Here is a 19,987-nt window from a genome sequence, read left to right as displayed (position 1 = left end):
TGCAGGCTGCTTTGAGATCGGCCGACATCACTCGTAGAGGCGCTTTACCGTCGCAATGCAATCGAGTTCCTTGAGCTGCACCAGAAGCTGGTTGAGCTGGCGCAAATCCCAGACTTCGACGTCGAGGGCCATTTCGGTGAAATCGGCCGCAACCCGAACGGTATTGAGCACGCGAATGTTGACGTCGACGTCCGCTACGGTCTGCGCCACCTTTGCAAGCGTGCCCGGCTCGTTGAGAGCATTGATCAGGATGCGGGCGGCAAAGCGGGACTTGTTGGCTTCGTCCAGATCCCAGCGCACATCGATCCAGCGCTCGGGCTCGTCGTCAAACCGCTGCAGGACCGGCGACTGGATGGGATATATGGTAATGCCCTTACCTTTTTCCATGATGCCGACGATACGGTCGCCTGGGACGGCGCCGGTCGGCGCAAAAAGCACCTCGACATTCGAGGAGATACCGCGGATCGGCGGCGCATCGAGATCGGCGCCGTCGGAAACCTCGGCCTTGTTCTTGCCGGGGATCTTGAAGATCATGCCCGAGGCGCTGCGAACGTTGAACCAACCTTCGTCGCCGGCAGGCTTCACAGTCACACGCTCATCCTGATGATCGGGATAGACAGCGCGCAAGACATCGAGCGACGACATCTCCCCTCGCCCGACAGCGGCGATCGCATCCTCGACATCCTTCTGGCCGAGGCGATGCAGGGCAGGCTTCAGGGCATCGCGCGAGAAGACCTTGCCGGCGCGCTCGAAGGTGCGCTCCAGAATGCGGTGGCCGAGGCCGGCATATTGCTTGCGGATGGCAAGACGGGTTGCGCGGCGAATGGCGGCGCGCGCCTTGCCGGTGACCACGATTTCTTCCCAGGCGGCCGGCGGCACCTGCACGCCCGAGCGGATGATCTCGACTTCATCGCCGTTGTTCAGCCGCGTAACGAGCGGCATGATACGGCCATTGATCTTGGCGCCGACGGTGGTGTCGCCGATATTGGTATGGACGGCATAGGCAAAGTCGATCGGCGTCGCGCCGCGCGGCAGGGCAATCAGCTTGCCCTTGGGCGTGAAGCAGAAGACCTGATCCTGGAACAGTTCGAGCTTCGTGTGCTCGAGGAACTCTTCCGGGCTGTCGCCCTCGGCCAAAGCCTCGATCGTATGGCGCAGCCAGGAATAGGCGTTGCTTTCCCGCGACAGGAGCTCACCATCCGCACCATTGCCGTTGCTATTCGTGCCGTCCTTGTAGAGCGTGTGGGCGGCGATGCCGAATTCGGCGATCTCATGCATGCGCTTCGTGCGGATCTGCAGCTCGATGCGCTGACTGGAAGGGCCGACAATCGTCGTGTGCAGCGAGCGGTAGTCGTTCTGCTTCGGCGTCGAGATATAATCCTTGAAGCGGCCGGGAACGACGCGCCAGCGGGTGTGGACGATGCCGAGCGCCCGATAGCAGGACGGAATATCGTCGACGAGAAGACGGAAGCCGTAGATATCGGAAAGCTGCTCGAAAGAGAGCGACTTCGACTGCATCTTGCGGAAGACCGAATAGGGCTTCTTCAGCCGGCCCTTGACCATGGCGTTGGCAAGACCGTTGGCAACAAGCAGATCGCGCAGTTCGGTCTCGATCTTCTTGACGAGCCCTTCATTACGGCGCGACAGCTCCTCCAGGCGCTTGGTGACGGTCTCATGCGCTTCCGGATTAATATGGCGGAAGGAGAGCTCCTCCAGCTCCTCGCGCATGTCCTGCATACCCATGCGGCCGGCGAGCGGCGCATAGATTTCCATCGTCTCCTCGGAAATGCGCGCGCGCTTTTCCGGCGACATGTGATCGAGCGTGCGCATATTGTGCAGGCGGTCGGCAAGCTTGACCAAAAGCACGCGTACGTCGTCGGAAATGGCAAGCAGCAGCTTGCGAAGGTTTTCGGCCTGCTTGGCCTTCTTGGTGACGAGATCCAGCTTCTTGATCTTCGTCAGGCCCTCGACCAGGCGACCGATATCCTCGCCGAACATCTCGTCGATTTCGGCGCGCGTCGCCGTCGTATCCTCGATCGTATCGTGGAGAAGCGCGACTGCGATGGTCGATTCATCCAGACGCATATCCGTCAGGATCGCAGCAACTTCGAGAGGATGGGAAATATAGGGATCGCCGCTGGCACGTTTCTGCTGGCCATGCTTCTGCATCGCATAAACATAGGCTTTGTTGAGAAGAGCTTCGTTGGCATCGGGCTTGTATTTCTGCACGCGCTCAACAAGCTCGTATTGCCGCATCATTCCGAAGCTACTCCCGCAAAAACAAAAGCGCGCCAGTCATCTGACCGGCGCACGCATCTTGCCATCATATCGCTCCTGCCCGGAGCATCAAGATCGACGATCAGTAATCGTCGCTTTTTTCCGGCGGAACCAGACCTTCGATGCCGGCCAGAAGTTCTTCTTCCGACATCTGGTCGAAAGTAACGGCTTCAGGAGCGTCTTCTTCCTCTTCGCTGGTGGTAGAAGCACCTGCTGCCAGGAGGCTTGCCGGATCGGGCTCAGGCTCATCGACTTCGACATGCTTCTGCAGCGAATGGATCAGGTCTTCCTTGAGATCATCAGGCGACAGGGTCTCGTCGGCGATTTCGCGCAGCGCGACGACCGGGTTCTTGTCGTTATCGCGGTCGATGGTGATCGACGAGCCCTGCGAAATCAGACGGGCGCGATGGCTGGCGAGCAGCACGAGCTCGAACCGGTTCTCTACTTTATCAATGCAATCTTCTACTGTGACACGGGCCATTGCCTGTCCTTTGCGGTCGTGATGTCGTCATCATGTCTCGGAGTAGCACGCCGATACAAGCAAACGATGGCAAATTCAAGTTTTTCCTGTTTCAGCGCCTTTGCAGCCCCCGGGAAAGTGCTAAAATTCCCCTAGACAAACGGCGATTTCCACCGGAAGTTGCTTGGAATATCCCATTGCGTGCCCTAAATCTCGGTTATATGAATAATTCATAAAGTAATACGAATTATTCTGCAACGCCTTACAAGGCATTGTTTTAGCTAGCGTTTGAATGAAGTGATTACGTTTTTATAACAGTGGATAAGTAAGCAATGTTTGACCCACGCGAAAAAATTGCACTCTTTATAGATGGCGCCAATCTCTACGCTGCGTCCAAGAGCCTCGGCTTCGATATCGATTACCGCAAGCTGCTGAAGGCATTTCAGAAACGCGGCTATCTGCTGCGGGCCTATTATTACACCGCTCTCATCGAAGATCAGGAATATTCCTCCATCCGCCCGCTGATCGATTGGCTCGACTATAACGGCTACAAGGTCGTCACCAAGCCGGCCAAGGAATTCACGGATTCCATGGGACGCCGCAAGATCAAGGGCAACATGGACATCGAGCTGGCGATCGACGCCATGGAGCAATCCGAGACCGTCGACCATCTGGTGATCTTTTCCGGCGACGGCGACTTCACGACCCTCGTGGAAGCCCTTCAGCGCCGCGGACGCAAGGTTTCGGTGATCTCGACCATGTCGACCCAGCCGCCGATGATCGCCGACGATCTGCGCCGCCAGGCCGACCATTTCATCGACCTTGTCTCGCTGAAGGCCGAGATCGGCCGCGAAGCCTCGGAACGGCCTGCACGCGCTCCCGAGGGAGGTCACACCGCTGCGGAATCCGAGGAGTAATTAGGGACTGCATTAGACGGGTTCGCTGCACGCGGCAGAAAGCGTTTCGCGTTTGCCGCGACAGCCGGCCCTTCGCTAGGGCATCCTGAGCCTGCTGAAGGGGCGCTCGTCGCTGCAATCGATTCATGCGTAGCTGCCTTGCCCAGGGATATTTGCGCGCGGTGGAAGCATTTGCATTTGCCGCGGCAGCCTGCCCTTCGCTAGGGCTCAGGGCGTTCGTCGCTGCAATCGATTCACTGGATCGATTGCTCGGGCTTTGCCCGATCGCTTCTCACCCTCACCCATTGTCCTTGAGCAGGCGGCTCTTCTGCCTGTTCCAATCGCGTTCCTTCTCGGATTCGCGCTTGTCATGCAGCTTCTTGCCCTTGGCGAGAGCCAATTCCAGCTTGGCGCGGCCCCGGTCGTTGAAATAGATTTTCAACGGCACCAAGGTCATGCCTTCACGGTTGATCGCCGAACGCAGCCGGCCAATTTCGCGGCTGGAAAGCAGCAGCTTGCGGCGACGGCGCGGCTCGTGATTGAAGCGGTTCGCCTGCAGGTATTCCGGCAGATACGAGTTGATCAGCCAGATTTCGTCGCCTTCGTCCGAAGCGTAGGATTCGGCGATATTGGCCTTGCCTTCACGCAGCGACTTGACCTCGGTGCCCATCAGCACGAGACCAGCCTCATAGGTATCGATGATCTCGTAGTTGAAGCGGGCCTTGCGGTTTTCCGCCACGACCTTGTTCACCACGCGCTGGCTGCCTTTGGGTGCCATGATTCTTCTTCTTTTCCTGCGTCGTTCCGGCAGCAACAGAGGTGCGCCACATCCTAGTCCCTAAATAAGCGAGACCGCCCTCCTTGTGAAGAGAGCGGTCCGGCAGAGTTTGGCAATGGCCTCGAATAGCGTCAGTTCAAGAGGCCGGCGTGGCGCAGGGCCGCATCGATCGCAGCCTCCGTGCCTGGCTCCAGGGTCGACAGCAGCGGTGAGCGCACATTGCGGCTCATGCGGCCAAGCCGGGAGAGACCGTATTTGGCACCGCAAAGGCCAGGCTCGAGGAAGATAGCCTTGTGCAGCGGCATCAATCGATCCTGATAGTCCAGAGCCTTGGCATAGTCACCGGCGAGCGTCGCCGCCTGGAATTCGGCGCAAAGACGCGGTGCGACGTTGGCCGTGACCGAGATGCAGCCGACGCCACCATGGGCGTTGAAGCCGAGCGCCGTGGCATCCTCGCCGGAAAGCTGGCGGAAATCGCGGCCGCAGCTGATACGCTGTTCGGAGACGCGCTCGATCTTGCCGGTCGCATCCTTGACACCGACGATATTGGAATAGGACTTGGCAAGCGCGCCCATCGTCTCCGGCGTCATGTCGACAACCGAACGGCCGGGAATGTTATAGATATAGATCGGCAGCTTCACCGCCTCCGCGATCGCGGCGAAATGCGCGTAAAGCCCCTTCTGGGTCGGCTTGTTGTAGTAGGGCGTGACGACAAGAACCGCATTGGCGCCAACCTTTTCGGCATGCTGCGCCAGCTCGATCGCCTCGCGGGTATTGTTCGAACCCGCGCCCGCCATGACAGGGACCCGCTTATTGGCGATCTCGATGCAGAGCTCGACGACGCGCTTGTGCTCGTCATGCGACAGGGTCGGCGATTCACCCGTCGTACCCACGGGCACCAGTCCCTTGCTGCCCTCTTTTATCTGCCAGTCGACATGCGAGGCGAAAGAAGCCTCATCCACCTTGCCGGCGTCAGTAAAGGGCGTAACGAGAGCGGGAATGGATCCCTGGAACATGCAAGTCTCCTAGCGGCGCGGCATTCATGCTTCAGCCGCAATCCATGGTTATGAATCCGCGCACCATAAAGCGCACGCTTGACGGCGACAAGCACGCTTTGAATGGTAAAGGGCAGTTTCCGATATCATAATTGATTGAAATTCGGACCACCGGTAAGGTTTCGTTAATATTGCATTTGGCAAATGGAAGGGGCCTTTTGTTTTGTGAGTAGCCGGATGAAGAGACCTGTCATGATCTGGACCGCCGTGGGCTTGGCGGTCGCCCGGGGCGCCGTTGCCTCGCAATTTCCCGGCCAGCAGATACCGACGAGCGCCAATGCCTATGTCGCGATGGCGCCGGATCCCATGAGCACGGCCGCGATCCCGCGCAGCGGCGCCATCGCCCCCGTCAACGGCGACCTGAAGGCAGGACTCGACGCGCTTTCCAATAAGAACCCGATGCAGGCGCTCGCTATTCGCAATGGCATGAGCGAAGGCACGCTCGACCGCCATATCCTGACCTGGGCAATCGCCACTTCAGGCCAGCCGGGCATCCCCTCCGGCGAGATTGCCGCCGCCGCTCGCGAGCTTGTCGGCTGGCCGGGGCTTGGCAACCTGCGCGCCAATTCCGAGCGGGCGCTTTACACGGAAAATCCGGCGACGGATCAGGTCCTGGCCGCCTTCGGCAACTCGCAGCCGGAGACCGTGGAGGGCAGCATCATCCTCTCGCGTGCTCTTATGGCGCGCGGCGTGTCGGCGCAGGCCGGAAAACTGATCCGCAAGATCTGGCGCGATGAGCCATTGGACAAGTCTCTCGAAGACAAGATCCTCGCGGAATTCCCCAGCCTGCTTTCGCCCGCCGATCACAAGGCCCGCATGGACTATCTGCTTTACCGCGACCGGACGGCACAGGCCAAACGCTTCGGCGATCTCGGCAGGGCGCAATCACTCTACAAGGCGTGGGCGGCCGTCAATGACCGCTCGCCGAAAGCCGATGCGCTGATTGCAGGCGTAGATGCGCAATTGCGCACGGATCCCGCCTACCTCTTCATGCGGATCGAGAACCTGCGCCGCCAGAACAAATATGACGATGCCGCCAATCTTCTGGCGCAGATGCCCAAAGACCGCAGCGTGCTTGTCAGCCCCGGCGCATGGTGGGCCGAGCAGCGCATCGTCAGCCGCGGACTGGTGGATCAGGGTGAATTCAAGGCTGCCTATCGCATCGTCGACGCCAGCGTTGCAGAAAGCCCGCAGGATATCGGCGAGGCCGAATTCCACGCCGGCTGGTACGCTCTGCGCGGCTTGCAGGACGGCGCAAACGCATCAGCCCATTTCCGCAAGATACTGCAGGTCTCGAACGGACCGATCTCGCAATCGCGCGGCTGGTATTGGCTCGGCCGGGCAGCAGAGGTAGGCGGACCGGGCAAGGCTGCCGATTTCTATGCGAAGGCCGCCTCCTATCCGAGCACTTTCTACGGCCAACTTGCCGCTGAGAAACTTGGCCGCCGTACCCTTGATGTCACCTATCCCTCGCCCTCCGCTACGGATCGCCAGCGCTTCCAGACACGCGAGGCGGTGCAGGCGATTTCGCGGCTTGAGGCGGCCGGGCACGGATGGCGTGCCGACGCGCTCTATCGCGCTCTCGCCAAACAGCTGGATAGCCCCGGCGAAGTCGCCATGCTGACCGCCCGCGCCGAGCGTTCCGGCAATCACCAGCTTTCGCTGCAGATCGGCAAGATCGCCTATGGGCGCGGCATCGACGTTGCAGCCCTCGCCTTCCCGATCGGCGTCATTCCGGACAACGCCAATATTTCGGGCTCGGGCAAGGCACTCGCCTATGCCATCGCCCGGCAGGAAAGCGCCTTTAATCCGGCCGCCGTTTCCTCTGCCAATGCCCGCGGCCTGCTGCAGTTGCTGCCGAAGACGGCAAAGGCCGTTGCCGGCCGGCACGGCATAACCTATTCCGCCGACAAGCTGACGCAGGATGCCGGCTATAACGCCACGCTCGGCGCCCATTATCTCGGCGAGCAGATCGACACCTTCGGCGGATCTTACATCCTGACCTTCATCGCCTACAATGCAGGGCCGAACAAGGTGCCGGAATGGATCAGCCGCTATGGCGATCCGCGCGGCAAGTCGCTCGACGACGTGATCGACTGGATCGAGCGCATCCCCTTCCCGGAGACCCGCAACTACGTGCAGCGCGTGATGGAAAACTATCAGATGTACAAGGCGCGACTGGGGCAGAAAGCCGACATCGTACACGATCTGATAAGCGGTCGCGGCTAGCCGGTAACCCCAGTTGTGCGTGCTGCGGAAATGCCGTTACATCCCTCGCAATATCCGAAACTTGAGGGAGTGATACATGCGCAGCGACGATGAAAGCGGCTTCCTTGCCAGAACGATCGCGGCCGGGGACGGTTTGAAGCTTTATGTGCGGGATTATGCCTGCAGCGAAGCGACGGCGCACAACCGGCCGTCTGTCTTCTGCCTGCCGGGGCTCACACGCAACTCGCGCGATTTTCACCAGTTGGCGCTGCTTCTATCGCAGGATTCCTTAGGCCCACACAGGGTGATTACACTCGACGCCCGCGGACGCGGCCTATCCGAACGAGATCCCGACAAGTCCCACTACAATCTCGCCGTCGAAGCGCAGGACGTCCTGACCGTTTGCGCCGCTCTCGATATCTCGCAAGCCATCTTCATCGGCACCTCACGCGGTGGGCTGGTTCTGCATATGATCGCGGCCAGTCGGCCGGACATCCTGAAAGCGGTCATTCTCAACGATATTGGCCCCCTCCTGGAGAGGAATGGGCTGGCGGATATCCGCGATTATCTAAATCGTGACAAGAGGCCCGCCAACTGGAGCGAGGCGGTCGAAATCCTGCGCGAAAACCATGGGAATGCCTTTACCGCGCTTGCCGAAGAGGACTGGTGGGACATGGCCCGAGCGATCTACACGGTTGTCGACGAGAAACCTGTCGCTGACTACGATCCTGCCATCGCGCTCCAGATGCAGGTACTCGATCTGGACGCGCCGATTCCCGACTTATGGGCGCAGTTCCAAGGATTTCAGCATATTCCGCTGATGGTGATTCGCGGTGAGAACTCGAAGCTGCTGACGCAATCCACGACCAATGAAATGGCAAAACGGCATCCAGGCATCGTCGTTAAGATCGCCGACGGACAAGGACACGCTCCCATCCTGCATTTCAGCGACATTCCAGAGGCAATCGGCGCTTTCATCTCGCGGCTTTGAGGACAAAGCCTGAAATCGTTCAGTCCTCATGAAACAAGAAGGCCCGGTGGGAAACCGGGCCTTCCCTCTTCCGATCGGAGGTCTGATCGGAAGATCTGTCAAATTCGATTCGGCGACCGAATTAGAAGGTGCGCTGGAAGCGCAGGATACCAGCCCAGGTGTCCTTGTTGACGGCGTCATAGTTGACGTAGGTCACTTCCGGCTCGATCAGCAGGTCCTTGACGGGGTTGAACTTGACGTTCGTCGTTGCAGCGAAAGTCTTCAGATCGTCGTAGGAAAGCTGCAGGTTCCACTTCAGCTTGTCGTTGATCGGAACGCCAACGCCGCCCCAGACAGCCCAGTCACCCCAGCCGAGGCCAGCACCGCCAGCACCGGCATACTTGTTGAGCTTGTCGCCATCGGTGTTCCAGCCGCCCATAACGAAAGCGGTGAGAACGCCAAAGTCGGCATCGACGCGAGCCTTGACAGCGCCTTCTTCGACGATCGAGTCGTAGCCGCCGACGACGCGGAACTGCCAGGCGCCGGCCTTGTAGCCAACACCAGCGACAACGTCAGGCAGGTAGTGGTTCGTGCTGTCTTCGCCGTTTGCACCCTTGGCGCCAGCGCCCGAGTTGCTATCTTCAACCGAGATCACAGCCGTGAAGCCGTTGCCGGCGTCGTACTTGTAGGTGATCTGGTTCAGTTCGTCGGTGTTGTTGATGCCGTATTCGATCACGTCGTCGTTGATGACGTCGCCGGCGTAACCGGTGAAGGTCGAGTAGACCGAATCAGCCTTACCGACGAGGAAACCGCCGAGGCTGATGTTGGCCCAAAGCAACTTGGTCGTGGTCGCGTTGCCGTCATTCCAGTCCCAACGAACAACGGTATTGGTCTTCAGCGGGCCGTATTCGGTGTCGGTCGCGGTGTCGAGAGAGAGTTCAGCGCGGGTATGCCAATAGGTGCCGCGGCCACCAGCGTCCTGGCCAGCCTTGTAGGCGTTGTACCAGCCGCCTTCGGTACGAACGCGGCCGCCGATCTTGAGGCAGGTTTCGGTGCCCGGGATGAAGAAGTAACCAGCACCGTATGCGTCGCAGATGCGAACGTATTCCAGCGGCTCGGGCTCGGCAGCGACGATCGCGTCAGCCGCGTGAGCACCGGATACTGCTGCCAGCGCAGCAGCGGAGCCGAGAAGAAGGCTCTTGATGTTCATAGTAACTCCAGTTTCAATATCAATTAGGTATGAGAAATCACATCGCAAAAAACGACGCGCCCTACCCCACCTAGCTTTAAAAGTTGACCCCTGATCCGGGAGAACCAAGACGCTAAGTCTTGCTTCCGATTTGGAACCTACAGATCGTTTTTTTCAGAGCAATATCAGAGACAAACTATGAGCAATTGTGACAGCTGTTTCAAAAGAGTGCGTTGCACAAAAATCACGTCGCAAATCTGTCATACTTCCGAAGCACCCGGAGCGAATTCTGCTTAAAATTACACGGAAACAACTTTCGCGCGGAGGGCAATATCCGCAGAGAAAAATGCGCCATACCAAAATGGTCGCATCATCTTCAAGATCAAAAGAAATGCGGCTGCCGATAACGCAAAAAGCCCGGCCTTTCGACCGGGCTTTTCCTCACCGAAGTGAGAAATCTCATATGACCGAAGTCAAATCAGATTAGAACGAGCGCTCGAAGCGGAGGATACCAGCCCACTGGTCCTTGTTGATGGAGTCCCAGTTGGTGTAGGAGACTTCCGGCTCGATGAGCAGGTTCTTAACCGGGTTCCACTTGACGTTCGTGGTAGCGGCGAAGACCTTGGAGTCGGTGTAAGCGAGCTGGAGGTTCCACTTCAGCTTTTCGTTGACCGGTACGCCAACGCCGCCCCAAACTGCCCAGTCGCCCCAGCCGATGCCTTCACTGCCTGCACCAGCGTACTTGTTCAGCTTGTCGCCGTCGGTGTTCCAGCCGCCCATCAAGAAGGCCGAGAATACGCCGAAGTCAGCGTCTACGCGAGCCTTGATAGCGCCTTCTTCGACGATCGAGTCGTAACCGCCAACGACCTTGAAGGCCCATGCGCCGGCCTTGTAGCCAACACCGGCAACAACGTCAGGCAGGTAGTGGTTCGTGCTGTCTTCGCCGTTTGCGCCAGTTGCAAACTTACCGGAGTTCGAGTCTTCAACCGAGATTACAGCCGTGAAGCCGTTGCCGGCGTCGTAGTTGTAGGTGATCTGGTTCAGTTCGTACGGACCGTCATAGACCACGTCGTCGTTGATGACGTCGCCGGCGTAGCCGGTGAAGACGTTGAACTGCGAGTCTTCCTTACCAACGGTGAAGCCACCGAGGCTGATGCTGGCATGCAGCAGGTTGGTCGACGTCGCGTTGCCGTCGTTCCAGTCCCAACGCAGTTCAGTGTTGGTCTTCAGCGGACCGTATTCGGTGTCGGTTGCCGTCTGCAGCTGCAGCTCAGCACGCGTGTGCCAGAGAGTGCCATTGTGGCTGTCTGCGTCGTAAGCATCGTACCACTTACCTTCGGTACGAACCTTACCGCCGATCTTGAGGCAGGTTTCGGTGCCCGGGATGAAGAAGTAGCCAGCACCGTATGCGTCGCAGATGCGGACGTATTCCAACGGCTCGGGCTCAGCAGCGACGATCGCGTCAGCCGCGTGAGCACCGGATACTGCTGCCAGCGCAGCAGCGGAGCCGAGAAGAAGGCTCTTGATGTTCATATTGACCTCCAGTCAAAGTTTTATCTCAAGAATGAGAACTACCCGAAGGCATTCCCTGTCCCATCCTCGTGTTTCAAGAAGTGGACGATCAATCGCCCTCGCTTCCGAGAGTGAAAATACAAGACGCGGCCTGTCACGCAATCGACATCTTCTCCGAAAGGGGGATTTGGGTAAGCCTTCCGCAATTCCTGTTGCTGAAAGGACACAAGTCGGCGACACGGTGGCCACATTTATTTAGACTTCGTTAAGAAACGTCTTAATCTACGGGTACTTACGCCAACGGCTGGAATAGCTTCAGTCAGCTGGAAAAAGGCGGGGAAATGGCCATTCCATGGCTAACCGGCGGATTTTTGCGCGGTCCGGCAAGCTCTTTGCGGCACTGGCGTCGCTTCGTCGCCGGACAAATAGCCCCTGGTGACGTCCACCCGCGTCCCAAAACGAAGCAAGGACGCGGGTGATTCCAGGATGAGCGATTCGGATAAGTGCAAGCAGCCATTGGAAAAGGAAGGGCCGCTGAACACCAAACGCCGCTCCGAACCATCATTTCCTTCGATAGAGGATCATCCCGGCGTGATGGAGCACGCCATTGATAAAGTCACCATCTGCGGTGAAACCGGTGTCGTCCCAGTAGTCGATATGATCCCCAGTCAACACGTAGCGCCCCTGATAGGCACGCTCACGGCTGCCCCGCGCCTCGATATAGCGGCCGTTCGGCAGGAGCTCATGGCGGATATGACCATCTGCGGTCACCCACATGCCGGCGTAAGTGTGAGTCGGTTTCTTCATTTGGATTCGATCCTCGGAAAGTGCCGGCGAAGCGAACAGGATGCCTGCCAGGATGAGAATGAGAGCAAGGGAGCGGATCAATGCGCCGCCCGCGTCGGGCGCACGACGACCTCATTGACATCGACATCATCTGGCTGCTCGACGGCGAAGCGCACCGCCCGACCGATGGCATCGGGAGTCAGCGCAACGGCTCGATAGGATTTCATCGCTTCGGCCGCCGCCGGATCGGTGATCGTATCGGCGAGCTCACTCTCGACGACGCCCGGATGAATGCAGGTGACCCGGATGTCGCGGCATTCCTGCCGCAGCCCATCGGAGATCGCCCGAACGGCATACTTGGTCGCGCAATAGACGGCGGCGGTCGGAGAGACGGCCAGCGCCCCGATCGAGGCGATATTGATGATGTGGCCGGAACCACGCGCCGTCATTTCCGGCAGGACCGCCGCAATGCCATGAAGCACGCCCTTGATGTTAACGTCGACCATTCTGTCCCACTCCTCGACCTTCATCGAAGCCATCAGGGAAAGCGGCATAATGCCGGCATTATTGACGATCACATCGACGCCGCCCCAGGCCAGGCGTGCCGCCTCCGCAAAGGCAGCCACGTCAGCCCTGTCGGTGACATCGAGCCGGCGGGTCATGACCGTGCCGCCCTTTTCTCGTATCTCGGCCGCCAATGCTTCCAATCTGTCGATGCGCCTGGCGCCCAGCATGACCCTTGCGCCGGCAGAAGCGAGTTCGCGGGCGATGCCCGCACCGATGCCGCTGGAGGCACCGGTGATGAGAATGACTTTATCGATAGGCATGCGATCACTCCTTGCTATGTGAACGGTTCTCTTGGAACCGGCTACAGGAAGAATACAGAGCCTCATTGTCGTGATAAGACATCCATTCAGTGACAGCTTGGAAAGCAATAGTTACCAATGTGGCCCGATCTCAATGCTCTCTCCGTCTTCATCCTGGTCGCTCAGGAGCGCAATTTTCGCGCCGCTGCCGATAGGCTCGGTGTTACCCGCTCGGCAGTCAGCCAGACGATACGGCGATTGGAGGAGAGCATGGGCATCGCGCTGCTGCAGCGCACAACCCGCAGCGTCAGCCTGACCGAGGCTGGCGAACGGCTCTATGCGGAGGTGGAGCCGGCAGTCTCGGACATACGCGCCGCTATGGAAAAGACGGAGACTTTGCGCAGCCGACCTCGCGGTCAATTACGGCTTGCCGTCTCGTCGATCGCGGAGCGTTTTCTCGCCGGCGACTTTCTCGCAGGCTTTGCGGACGCCAATCCCGAGATTCAGCTCGACATCACCATCACGGATGAGGAATTCGACATCGTATCGGAAGGCTACGACGCAGGCGTCCGGCTTGGCGAAGTCATCGAACAGGACATGATTGCCGTACCGATCGCCGGCAACGAGCGGCAATTGGCCGTCTGCTCCCCGGCCTATCGCGACCGATTCGGCATCCCCACGCATCCGAAAGAACTCTCGATGCATCGATGCATAGGCTGGCGATCCTCACCAAAGGCTGTCCCCTATCGATGGGAGTTTGCCGAGGAAGGCAAGGAATTCCGGGTGGAGGTCGCGCCGGAGGTGACGACGAATGACATGGGCGTGATGATCAGGCTAGCTGTCGCCGGAGCGGGAATCACTTTCGGGATGGAGGAAAGCTTCCGCGCCTTCATCGGCAGAAACGAACTGGTGCCGATCCTGGAGGAATATTGCCCCTATTTTCCGGGCTTCTACCTCTACTATCCCAACCGACGGAACATGGCTCCGAAGCTGAGGGCGCTGATAGCATATCTGAAACGCTACGAAGGCTTTGCAGGCCGAAATAACTGACCTTGATCGGCTTGGCGCAGCGCCAAGATCGCGGGTCGTCGCCTGCAAGGTAGGATAATCAGGAAAATGGCGGAGAAGATGGGATTCGAACCCACGATACCATTTCTGGTATACTCCCTTAGCAGGGGAGCGCCTTCGACCACTCGGCCACCTCTCCGGTGCGGCCCTGATAGGGCCATTCATTTATCGACGCAAGCGCTTTTTCGCGCTTGTGTACGTTCTTTCCATGATTCAGCAACAGGCGATTGTCGACCGAACCATGCTCCGGCCGGCTCGAAAATTCACATCAAGCCAGCAGCTGCTTCAAATCCGCGGCCGGGTCGGCAAGGATCTCTCTGGATGGGTTGGCGCCGGTTTCCAGCAGCTTCTTGCCGGTCACATAAGCCTTCGCGTCGTTTATCGCGTCGACAGCGATGAAGCGGTTCTGCTTGAAATACCAGACGGAAGCCGCGCCCTCGCGAGCACCGGGACGCAGAAGGGTCTCGTCGTAACCCAGATTGAAGCCGGCGATCTGCAGCTTGACGTCATATTGATCCGACCAGAACCACGGCTTTGGATCATAGGCTTTTTCGCCGCCGGCTATGATTCCCGCCGCGGCCTCAGCCTGATCGACGGCGTTCTGCACCGATTCGAGCCGAATGCGGCCGCCCTCCCAGGGCAATTCTACGCAATCGCCCATGGCGAAGATCGTGGGATCGGAGGTGCGGGCGAACGAATCGACGACGATACCGTTGCCGACCTCGAGACCGGCCTCCTTGGCGAGCCTGTCATTCGGGGCGACGCCGATGCCGACGACGACGAAATCGACGTCGATGGTAGACCCGTCGGACAATTCGGCGGCGATGACATGATCGTTGCGACCGATGAGCTGCTTCAGGCCGGTCTTCTCGCGAATGACGACATCGTGCTTTTGATGAATGGCTCTGAAAATATCGGCCGTTTCCTTGGCCGCCACACGCTGCAATATCCGGTCGCCCATCTCGATGAGCGTGACCTCAAGGCCGCGATGGCGCGCGACAGCAGCGGCCTCAAGCCCGATATAGCCGCCGCCGATGATGAGCACCCGGCGGCCTGGACGCATTTCCCCGGCAAGAAGATCGGCGTCTCGCTTGTCACGGGCGAGATAGACGCCTTCGAGCGCGCCGCCGACGGAGGGCGGCAGGCGGCGCGGCGTCGAGCCAGTCGCAAGCGCTAGGGTCTCGTAATCCAGCCTGGAGCCGTCCTGCATGACGATCTGCTTTGCGACACGATCGATCTGCTCGACCCAGGTGGACACACGGATCTCGACATTGTTGTCGGTGTACCAATGTTCGGGCCGGAACAGCAGGCGATCGAAAGCCATCTCGCCGAGCAGGTACTTCTTGGTCAAAGGTGGGCGCTGGTAGGGAAGGTTTTCCTCGGCACCGACGATGGTGATCGGCCGAGAATCACCCAGCCCACGCAACTTGGCCGCAAGCGCGAAACCCGCCTGCCCGGCCCCGACAATGACCAATCTGCCCGTCACGATCCGTACTCCATTGTTATTATGGCGCTCCTTCCGCGTTGCGCGGAAGGCCGCCTTTGGACTTCAGGGGTAACGCCTGCATCCGCAAGCGTCAATCACGGCTGACCCTGCGCCCCGGATCGGGAGAAAATTAGGCCAAACGCTCAGCTTGATATTTCGACCCAGCGGTGTTCGTGGAAGGATTGGGCCATGGCGTGTACCGATTTTTCGATGCGCAGGCCGTCTTTGAAAGCCACGACTGACGCAGCCTCGCCTGATATGGCGCGGATCAACTCCCGGCACTCGATGATCTTCAGATCGTTGAAGCCGAGACCATGACCGGGTGCCGGGATGAAACGGTCATAGGGCTTGTGCGCGGGTGCGGCCAGCACCTTGCGGAAGCCCTGTTCACTGTCCCTGCCCTCGGCCTGATAGAGCTCGAATTCGTTCATGCGCTCCTGATCATAGGAGATCGAGCCCTTGGAGCCGAAGATCTGCAGGGCGATCCGGCCCTTGCGGCCCCAGGCAGAACGGTTGGCCATGAGCACGGCGGAAATGCCGCCGCCAAGCCGCATCAGCACATTGGCGAGATCGTGGTTTTCGACGGCGCGGCTGCCCCCGTCCTTTAGCGGCCGTTCGGCATAAGGCTTCACCATATCGGTGATGACAGCCTCGACATGGCCGAACAGGAACCAGAGAAGCGAAAGCGGATGCACGGCGAAATCATCCAAAGCGCCGTAACCGGAAGCAAGTTCGCTCTTCCAATAGAAGAGACCGTTCGGATCGGCCATGAAATCCTCATCCATCTCGACGCGGATGTGATTAACCGCGCCGATCGCCCCTTCTGCGATCAGCGCCTTGATGTGACGCATCACCGGGTTCTGGATATAATTGTAACCGAGGATGGCGACCTTGCCGGAGGCCTTGGCTGCGGCCAGCATGCGCTCGGCATCGCCATAGGACGGCGCCATCGGCTTTTCGCACCAGACGTGCTTGCCAGCTTCAAGGGCTGCGATCGCCATTTCCGGGTGGAACTGGTTGGGGGTCGTGACCGAGACGACGTCGACATCGGGATCGGCGATGAGATCGCGCCAGTCGGCCGTTGCCTTTTCGAAGCCGAATTCGTCACCACGCGCCTTTGCCAGATCGGCATTGGCTTCGGCAAGATACACCAGGCGCGGCCGCGCGACATCACCGAATACTGTTTTGACCGCATTCCAGGCTAGCGCATGGCATTTGCCCATATAACCGGTGCCGATCAATCCAACGCCCAATGGCTTCATTTGCCTTTCCTCCTCACATCTTCTCCCGAAGTGGATGATTTTTGGAATATTTAGACCGTTTTGACAAGCGCACTCATGGTATCGACTTCAATCCGAAATGACGAAAACCCGTATTTATATATGTAAATTCATTAGCTTAAAATTATTCGTGCCGAACGATTCAAAATCCGGTATCGTTGTAAATATGGAATATATGTTTCATTGCGGGCATGTGGGGAGCTGAAGGACGGCGCATGGACAATAATGTCGAGACGCAAACCAGGGTGCCGCGCGACTTCGAAAGCCTGCGCAGCATCATCATCGAGCGCAAGAACGCCATGCCAAAGCGCCTCGCGCAGGTCGCCGCCTTCGCGCTCGGCAATCCCGATGAGATCGCCTTCGGCACGACGGCGAGCATCGCCACTGCCGCCGAAGTTCAACCCTCCACGCTGGTGCGCCTTGCCCATCACCTCGGCTATGAGGGCTTTTCCGATCTTCAGAGCATCTTTCGCGAACGGCTGCGCGACCGGACGCTGAGTTATGAGGAGCGGCTGGTAACGCTCGAACGCTCCGGCGTAGAGAACGAAGAGGCCACTATTCTCTCGGGCTTCCTCTCTGCGGCGAGCCAATCCGTCAACAAGCTCGCCGCAACCATCGAGACCGACACCTTCGCCAAAGCCATCGACGTGCTTGCAGCGGCCGAGACGATCTATCTGATCGCCAAGCGCCGCTCCTATCCGCTGACGGCACATATGACCTATGCCTTTTCCAAGCTCAACATACGTCATCAGATCGTCGCCTCGCCGAACGGCATCGACGGCGAGATCACACGCTTCGCCACGGAGAAGGACGCAGCGATCGCCGCAAGCTTTTCCCCCTACGCAGCCGACAGTTTGGCGCAGGCACAGGACCTCGCTGCGCGCAACGTGCCCGTCATCGCCATTACCGATTCGGCCTTCTCGCCGCTTACCGCCTGCGCGGATTACTGGTTTGAAGTGGCGGAAGCCGATTTTGCCGGTTTCCGCTCGCTGTCGGCATCGATGGCGCTGATCATGGCGTTTCCGGTTGCCATTGCCGAGCGCCGGCGAAAAGCTGCGACAAAAGCCGATAAAACGAAAATGGAATAAACATTCCGAATTGACAAAATCTCGGAACCAATGTTTCACTACAACCAAGATCACGGCCGCGGGAGATGGCCGCCAGATCCATAGCAGCCGGGACGAAACGAGCACCGGCACTTTCAATAACGCATGATCTCGGCGCAGGCTGAAAAGCAGAAGAGGTCATGCCCCGACGGGAGGACATCATGGCACACGACAATCCTGGCGCACAGCCGGAGACAAAACTCGATGTGATCACTATCGGCCGGTCCTCCGTCGACCTTTACGGCCAGCAGATCGGCTCGCGCCTGGAAGACATAGCCTCTTTTGCCAAGTCGGTTGGCGGCTGCCCGGCCAATATCGCCATCGGCACCGCGCGGCTCGGCCTGAAATCCGGCCTCATCACCCGCGTCGGCGACGAGCAGATGGGCCGCTTCATCCGTGAACAGGCGGCACGCGAGGGCGTGGCCGTCGATGGGATCGCGACGGACAAGGAGCGGCTGACGGCGCTGGTGCTGCTGGCGGTCGAGGCCGAAGGCGTCTCGCCGATGATCTTCTATCGCTCAGACTGCGCCGACATGGCGCTGAACGAAGACGATATCGACGAAGGCTTCATCAAGTCTTCGGGCGCCGTTCTCGTATCCGGCACGCATTTCTCCAAACCCAATACCGAAGCGGCACAGCGCAAGGCGATCCGCATCGCCAAGGCGAACGGCCGCAAGGTGATCTTCGACATCGACTACCGGCCAAATCTATGGGGTCTTGCCGGCCATGCCGAGGGCTTCGAGCGCTATGTGAAATCGGATCGCGTTTCCTCGAAGATGAGGGAGACGCTGCCGGATTGCGACCTGATCGTCGGCACGGAAGAAGAGATCATGATCGGCTCGGGCGTCGACAACGTGCTCGGCGCGCTCAAGGAAATCCGCCGCCTTTCTCCAGCGACCATCGTGCTCAAGCGCGGCGCGATGGGCTGCATCGTCTACGACGGCCCGATCTCCGACGATCTCGAATCCGGCATCGTTGGCCAGGGTTTCCCGATCGAGGTCTTCAATGTTCTCGGCGCGGGCGATGCCTTCATGTCGGGCTTCCTGCGCGGCTATCTGCGCGGCGAGCCGCTGAAGACCTGCGCCACCTGGGCGAATGCCTGCGGCGCCTTCGCCGTCTCCCGCCTGCTCTGCTCACCGGAATATCCGACCTGGACGGAACTCGATTTCTTCCTGAAGACGGGCAGCAAACACAGGGCGCTGCGCAAGGACGAGGCGATCAATCACATTCATTGGGCGACGACCCGTCGCGGCGACGAAATCCCGCTGCTGATGGCGCTTGCGATCGACCATCGTTCGCAGCTCGTCAGCGTCTGCGATGAGCTAAGCGTCGGTTACGACAGGATCGTCGCCTTCAAGCGGCTCGCGGTCGAGGCTGCGGCGCGTGTGGCCGACGGCCGCCAGGGCTATGGCATGCTGATCGATGAACGCTTCGGGCGCGACGCCTTCTTCGATGCGGCAACCAAGAATTTCTCCTGGATCGGCCGCCCCGTCGAGCTGCCGGGATCGAAGCCGCTGAAATTCGAGTTCAGCCAGGATATCGGCTCGCAGCTCGTCGAATGGCCGCTCAACCATTGCATCAAATGCCTGTGCTTCTACCATCCAGACGATCCGAAGGAGCTCAAGGCGGAGCAGCAGGAGAAGCTGCGGACACTGTTCGAGGCCGCGCGCAAGGTTGGCCGCGAGCTTCTGGTCGAAATCATTGCCAGCAAGAACGGACCGCTGACCGACGATACGATTCCGACGGCTATGGAAGAGCTCTATGCGCTCGGCATCAAGCCGGACTGGTGGAAGCTGGAGCCACAGGAATCGACGGCTGCCTGGAAAAAAATCGATGCCGTGATCGCCAAAAATGATCCATGGTGCCGAGGTATCGTGCTGCTCGGCCTGGAGGCACCAGCGGAGGAACTGATCCGCAGTTTCGAGGCGACGCTGGCCGCCCCTGCAGTCAAGGGTTTCGCCGTAGGGCGGACCATTTTCTCCGATGCGGCCCGCGCGTGGCTGTCGGGCGGCATGAACGACGAGGAAGCGATTGCCGATATGGCCGGCCGCTTCCGGCAATTGACGCAAGCGTGGCTTAAAACCCGCGGCCTGTAAGAAACAAGCATTTG

The 19,987-nt window shown here is 59.3% G+C and carries 16 protein-coding genes and 1 tRNA gene; 6 read left to right on the top strand and 11 right to left on the bottom strand.

All coding sequences use genetic code 11. The features are described from left to right. Window positions 1-27: 27 nt before the first annotated feature. Together AC13RE_RS09175 and rpoZ are read right to left on the bottom strand one after the other, a co-directional pair. Window positions 28-2,259 carry a RelA/SpoT family protein gene (locus tag AC13RE_RS09175; protein ID WP_488562715.1) on the bottom strand — a complete coding sequence of 744 codons (2,232 nt, stop codon included), beginning with the start codon at window positions 2,257-2,259 and terminating at the stop codon, window positions 28-30. Window positions 2,260-2,359: 100 nt separating this feature from the next. Next, window positions 2,360-2,758, bottom strand: coding sequence for a DNA-directed RNA polymerase subunit omega (gene rpoZ, locus AC13RE_RS09170; RefSeq protein ID WP_015339293.1), 399 nt, complete (start codon window positions 2,756-2,758; stop codon window positions 2,360-2,362). Between the two features lie 311 nt (window positions 2,759-3,069). Between rpoZ and AC13RE_RS09165 the strand changes: the two genes are divergently transcribed. After that, complete coding sequence (locus tag AC13RE_RS09165; protein WP_015339292.1) at window positions 3,070-3,654, top strand: LabA-like NYN domain-containing protein; 585 nt, start codon at window positions 3,070-3,072, stop codon at window positions 3,652-3,654. 277 nt (window positions 3,655-3,931) lie between these two features. Here the strand turns inward: AC13RE_RS09165 and smpB are convergent, their stop codons facing one another. Together smpB and dapA are read right to left on the bottom strand one after the other, a co-directional pair. After that, window positions 3,932-4,411 (bottom strand): SsrA-binding protein SmpB, encoded by a 480-nt coding sequence (gene smpB, locus AC13RE_RS09160; protein ID WP_015339291.1) that lies wholly within the window; start codon window positions 4,409-4,411, stop codon window positions 3,932-3,934. A 131-nt stretch (window positions 4,412-4,542) separates the two neighbouring features. Continuing rightward, window positions 4,543-5,427 (bottom strand): 4-hydroxy-tetrahydrodipicolinate synthase, encoded by an 885-nt coding sequence (dapA, locus tag AC13RE_RS09155; protein ID WP_015339290.1) that lies wholly within the window; start codon window positions 5,425-5,427, stop codon window positions 4,543-4,545. Between the two features lie 216 nt (window positions 5,428-5,643). On the opposite strand from dapA, the gene AC13RE_RS09150 reads away from it, so the two are divergent. Both AC13RE_RS09150 and AC13RE_RS09145 read left to right on the top strand, forming a co-directional pair. Beyond that, entirely contained in the window at window positions 5,644-7,695 is a 2,052-nt protein-coding gene (locus AC13RE_RS09150; protein ID WP_488562714.1) for a lytic transglycosylase domain-containing protein, read from the top strand. Between the two features lie 76 nt (window positions 7,696-7,771). After that, window positions 7,772-8,665, top strand: a complete 894-nt coding sequence (locus AC13RE_RS09145) for an alpha/beta fold hydrolase (RefSeq protein WP_488562713.1) — start codon at window positions 7,772-7,774, stop codon at window positions 8,663-8,665. A gap of 121 nt (window positions 8,666-8,786) precedes the next feature. Here AC13RE_RS09145 and AC13RE_RS09140 read toward each other — a convergent pair whose 3' ends face one another. From AC13RE_RS09140 to AC13RE_RS09125, 4 genes are all read right to left on the bottom strand, one after another. Next, a complete protein-coding gene (locus AC13RE_RS09140) occupies window positions 8,787-9,854 on the bottom strand; it encodes a porin (RefSeq protein ID WP_132716197.1) in 1,068 nt (355 codons plus the stop codon). A 462-nt stretch (window positions 9,855-10,316) separates the two neighbouring features. Next, complete coding sequence (locus AC13RE_RS09135) at window positions 10,317-11,366, bottom strand: porin (RefSeq protein ID WP_112337966.1); 1,050 nt, start codon at window positions 11,364-11,366, stop codon at window positions 10,317-10,319. A gap of 540 nt (window positions 11,367-11,906) precedes the next feature. Beyond that, complete coding sequence (locus AC13RE_RS09130; RefSeq protein ID WP_488562877.1) at window positions 11,907-12,230, bottom strand: Atu4866 domain-containing protein; 324 nt, start codon at window positions 12,228-12,230, stop codon at window positions 11,907-11,909. Continuing rightward, window positions 12,230-12,958 (bottom strand): SDR family oxidoreductase, encoded by a 729-nt coding sequence (locus tag AC13RE_RS09125; protein WP_488562712.1) that lies wholly within the window; start codon window positions 12,956-12,958, stop codon window positions 12,230-12,232. The genes AC13RE_RS09130 and AC13RE_RS09125 overlap by 1 nt, the downstream gene beginning before the upstream one ends. Window positions 12,959-13,075: 117 nt before the next feature. Here AC13RE_RS09125 and AC13RE_RS09120 point away from each other — a divergent pair, with 117 nt between their 5' ends. Beyond that, a complete protein-coding gene (locus AC13RE_RS09120; RefSeq protein ID WP_488562711.1) occupies window positions 13,076-13,987 on the top strand; it encodes a LysR family transcriptional regulator in 912 nt (303 codons plus the stop codon). Window positions 13,988-14,054: 67 nt separating this feature from the next. Here the strand turns inward: AC13RE_RS09120 and AC13RE_RS09115 are convergent. From AC13RE_RS09115 to AC13RE_RS09105, 3 genes are all read right to left on the bottom strand, one after another. After that, window positions 14,055-14,144, bottom strand: a tRNA-Ser gene (locus tag AC13RE_RS09115). A gap of 129 nt (window positions 14,145-14,273) precedes the next feature. Continuing rightward, window positions 14,274-15,491: an NAD(P)/FAD-dependent oxidoreductase gene (locus AC13RE_RS09110; protein ID WP_488562710.1), complete on the bottom strand. Its 1,218-nt coding sequence runs from the start codon at window positions 15,489-15,491 to the stop codon at window positions 14,274-14,276. Between the two features lie 143 nt (window positions 15,492-15,634). Further along, entirely contained in the window at window positions 15,635-16,753 is a 1,119-nt protein-coding gene (locus AC13RE_RS09105) for a Gfo/Idh/MocA family protein (protein ID WP_488562709.1), read from the bottom strand. Between the two features lie 233 nt (window positions 16,754-16,986). On the opposite strand from AC13RE_RS09105, the gene AC13RE_RS09100 reads away from it, so the two are divergent. Together AC13RE_RS09100 and AC13RE_RS09095 are read left to right on the top strand one after the other, a co-directional pair. Continuing rightward, on the top strand, window positions 16,987-17,859 hold the full coding sequence (locus tag AC13RE_RS09100) for a MurR/RpiR family transcriptional regulator (protein ID WP_132716191.1): 873 nt from the start codon (window positions 16,987-16,989) through the stop codon (window positions 17,857-17,859). A 179-nt stretch (window positions 17,860-18,038) separates the two neighbouring features. Further along, window positions 18,039-19,973 (top strand): bifunctional 5-dehydro-2-deoxygluconokinase/5-dehydro-2-deoxyphosphogluconate aldolase, encoded by a 1,935-nt coding sequence (locus tag AC13RE_RS09095; protein ID WP_488562708.1) that lies wholly within the window; start codon window positions 18,039-18,041, stop codon window positions 19,971-19,973. The last annotated feature ends 14 nt before the right edge of the window (window positions 19,974-19,987 follow it).

It is taken from the genome of Martinezella sp. CNPSo 3959 (genome assembly GCF_057784355.1).
The sequence above is the reverse complement of the archived record's forward strand: the minus strand, read 5'-3'. Positions and strand labels throughout refer to the sequence as shown.

Bases quoted from the DNA above. Each gene is read 5' to 3' on its own strand.
- AC13RE_RS09165 (WP_015339292.1), top strand. From the start codon at position 3,070: ATGTTTGACCCACGCGAAAAAATTGCACTCTTTATAGATGGCGCCAAT.
- smpB (WP_015339291.1), bottom strand. From the start codon at position 4,411: ATGGCACCCAAAGGCAGCCAGCGCGTGGTGAACAAGGTCGTGGCGGAA.
- AC13RE_RS09135 (WP_112337966.1), bottom strand. From the start codon at position 11,366: ATGAACATCAAGAGCCTTCTTCTCGGCTCCGCTGCTGCGCTGGCAGCA.
- dapA (WP_015339290.1), bottom strand. From the start codon at position 5,427: ATGTTCCAGGGATCCATTCCCGCTCTCGTTACGCCCTTTACTGACGCC.
- AC13RE_RS09125 (WP_488562712.1), bottom strand. From the start codon at position 12,958: ATGCCTATCGATAAAGTCATTCTCATCACCGGTGCCTCCAGCGGCATC.
- AC13RE_RS09120 (WP_488562711.1), top strand. From the start codon at position 13,076: ATGTGGCCCGATCTCAATGCTCTCTCCGTCTTCATCCTGGTCGCTCAG.
- AC13RE_RS09140 (WP_132716197.1), bottom strand. From the start codon at position 9,854: ATGAACATCAAGAGCCTTCTTCTCGGCTCCGCTGCTGCGCTGGCAGCA.
- AC13RE_RS09175 (WP_488562715.1), bottom strand. From the start codon at position 2,259: ATGATGCGGCAATACGAGCTTGTTGAGCGCGTGCAGAAATACAAGCCC.
- AC13RE_RS09100 (WP_132716191.1), top strand. From the start codon at position 16,987: ATGGACAATAATGTCGAGACGCAAACCAGGGTGCCGCGCGACTTCGAA.
- AC13RE_RS09105 (WP_488562709.1), bottom strand. From the start codon at position 16,753: ATGAAGCCATTGGGCGTTGGATTGATCGGCACCGGTTATATGGGCAAA.
- rpoZ (WP_015339293.1), bottom strand. From the start codon at position 2,758: ATGGCCCGTGTCACAGTAGAAGATTGCATTGATAAAGTAGAGAACCGG.
- AC13RE_RS09150 (WP_488562714.1), top strand. From the start codon at position 5,644: ATGAAGAGACCTGTCATGATCTGGACCGCCGTGGGCTTGGCGGTCGCC.
- AC13RE_RS09145 (WP_488562713.1), top strand. From the start codon at position 7,772: ATGCGCAGCGACGATGAAAGCGGCTTCCTTGCCAGAACGATCGCGGCC.
- AC13RE_RS09095 (WP_488562708.1), top strand. From the start codon at position 18,039: ATGGCACACGACAATCCTGGCGCACAGCCGGAGACAAAACTCGATGTG.